A 2352-nucleotide genomic window follows, 5' to 3' on the forward strand; every position below is an offset into this window, starting at 1 on the left:
AATATTCTTAAGTACCTTGAAGGAAGGTGAGTAGGATGGATAAAATAATCATTAAAATAAAAAAATATTTAGAGCAAATTAATAATAAGGAATTAATTAAGAATTTATTCATAATACTTATTATTGGAATCATACTTATTATAATAGCTGATATTTTTATTCAAGAAAAAAAGGGAGGCAGTTCTAGTTTGGAATTAGAAAAAGAAATTAATAACAGCTCTAATTTTGAAATTGATTATGGTTCAATTTTAGAAAATAAACTTGAAGACATTTTAAGTCAGTTAAAAGGAGTAGGGGCAGTAAGTGCAATGATAACATTGGAGGATACTGTAGAAAAGATTCCAGCTTTTAACACTACAAAAAATAATGAAACAACTAACGAATTAGATTCACAAGGAGGTACTAGAGAAATTGTTAGAGAAGATATGACTATTCAGGTTGTTACAGGCACTGAAGGGTCTTTAATAGTATTAAAAGAAATTAAACCTACTGTTAAAGGCGTAATAGTAATAGCTGAAGGGGCTGATGATTTGGAAGTGAAGGAAAGACTTTATGAGGCTGTTAAAACAGTGCTGGGTGTGCCTGGGAATAAAGTTGAGGTATATGCCAGCAAATAAGGAGGATGGATAATGTTTTCTATGAAAAAACCAGTAATAATTTTAGTTTTAATAGCATTGTTAATATTTACAGGTTATTTAAATCATAATTTGACCAAGCAAGCTTTGTCGAAAGTTTCAAATGATTATCAAAAACATGAAGAGATGGAATTGGCTAAGGAAAATTATTTGGAAGACAATGATTTGGTTCCAGCAATATCTGAAGGAGATAAAAATGATGAAATAGAAATACTTGATACAAGAGATCATGAAGATATAGACAAGATAGCTAAAGACACTGAAGAATATATTGAAGAAACCATCAATAGAGAAGATAGTTTAATATCAAAAAATTATTTTATAGAGCAAAGATTATCTAGGGACAAACTAAGGGCAGGATTAATAGATAGATTGAATGAAATTGTTAATAATGACAATACTAATGATGAAATAAGAACAGAAGCCCAAAAAAAGATCATGAAAATAGGAGAATTATCAGAAAAAGAATTAGTTATTGAAGGTCTTATAAAAGCAAAAGGATTTGAAGAGGTATTGATATTTTTGACAGATGAAAATGCAAAAGTAATTGTATCAATTGATGAACTTACTGAGCAGGATGTAGTAAAGATTTTGGACGTAGTTATAGGTGAAACCAACTTAGATACGTCAAATATAAAAATCATGAAAAAGAATTAGAATCGATTGTAAAAAACTTAACCCTCTGATATAATAACCCTAAGGACTTTCAGAAATGGGAGGTGTCTAAAGTGACGGAGTTTTCAAGCGATGAAAAAGTCAAATATGGTACAGTAAAAATTGCTAATGATGTTGTGGCTATTATAGCAGGTTTAGCTGCTACTGAGGTAGATGGTGTTACTAGCATGAGTGGAGGTATTACCGGTGACATTACTGAAATGCTGGGAATGAAAAGTTTATCAAAGGGTGTGAAAGTAGAGGTTGGAGAAAAAGAAGCAGCGATTGATATATTCCTAATAGTAAATTATGGCTCTAAAATATCTGAAGTTGCAGCAAAAGTACAACAAAATGTAAAAGAAACAGTTGAAACAATGACTGGTTTAAATGTTGTAGAGGTTAATATCAATGTACAAGGTGTCAACATACCAAAAGAAGAACCCGTAGTTGAAAATGAGCCAAGAGTAAAATAGTATATTTACCCTCTGGAAACCAGAGGGTAATTTTAAATATATTTTAGGAGGTTAGAATCAATTATGAGTATAATTGATAGAATTATATTAACTATTTTATCTATTTGCCTGATAATCTTTTCAATAATTATGGTACTTTTTCCTTTTGAACAGATACAATTTTTAGCTACAGATAATATTATACTATTTTTAGAAGGGGTAAAAACTAATTACTTATATACGGGTATAGGACTTGCTGTTTTATGCTTAAGTATTAGATTATTGATATTAGGGTTAAAGACAGATAATGAAAAATTAAAAACTACATATCTGGTTCAGAGAACAGATTATGGAGAAATAAACATTTCATCACAAACTATAATAGGTTTAGTAGAAAATGTATCTAATAAGTTCACTGGAATAAAAAACATTATAACTAAAGTAGATATAGTGGAAGGACAAATATTTATAAATTTAAAAGGTGAAGTTTATCCTGAAATCAATATTCCAGAAACTACTGAAGAACTTCAGACTAAAGTCAAAGATCATGTTGAAAACTGTACGGGAGTCAATGTAAGTGATATCAAAGTAATTATTAGTAATGTAACTAC

General features: G+C 29.4%; 4 protein-coding genes. All 4 read left to right on the forward strand.

The window, feature by feature from the left end:
* Positions 1-35: 35 nt before the first annotated feature.
* Positions 36-617, forward strand: a complete 582-nt coding sequence (locus VK998_RS09025; RefSeq protein WP_325227783.1) for a sporulation stage III protein AG — start codon at positions 36-38, stop codon at positions 615-617.
* A 12-nt stretch (positions 618-629) separates the two neighbouring features.
* Positions 630-1292 (forward strand): SpoIIIAH-like family protein, encoded by a 663-nt coding sequence (locus tag VK998_RS09030; RefSeq protein WP_325227784.1) that lies wholly within the window; start codon positions 630-632, stop codon positions 1290-1292.
* A 71-nt stretch (positions 1293-1363) separates the two neighbouring features.
* Positions 1364-1762, forward strand: coding sequence for an Asp23/Gls24 family envelope stress response protein (locus VK998_RS09035; RefSeq protein WP_325227785.1), 399 nt, complete (start codon positions 1364-1366; stop codon positions 1760-1762).
* Positions 1763-1825: 63 nt separating this feature from the next.
* A partial coding sequence (amaP, locus tag VK998_RS09040; protein WP_325227787.1) for an alkaline shock response membrane anchor protein AmaP occupies positions 1826-2352 on the forward strand: 527 nt, incomplete at its 3' end.

Source organism: Schnuerera sp., assembly GCF_035459645.1.
Classification (GTDB): domain Bacteria; phylum Bacillota; class Clostridia; order Tissierellales; family Tepidimicrobiaceae; genus Schnuerera.

Coding starts and splice junctions, on each gene's coding strand:
- VK998_RS09025 (WP_325227783.1), top strand. CDS start 36: ATGGATAAAATAATCATTAAAATAAAAAAATATTTAGAGCAAATTAAT.
- VK998_RS09030 (WP_325227784.1), top strand. CDS start 630: ATGTTTTCTATGAAAAAACCAGTAATAATTTTAGTTTTAATAGCATTG.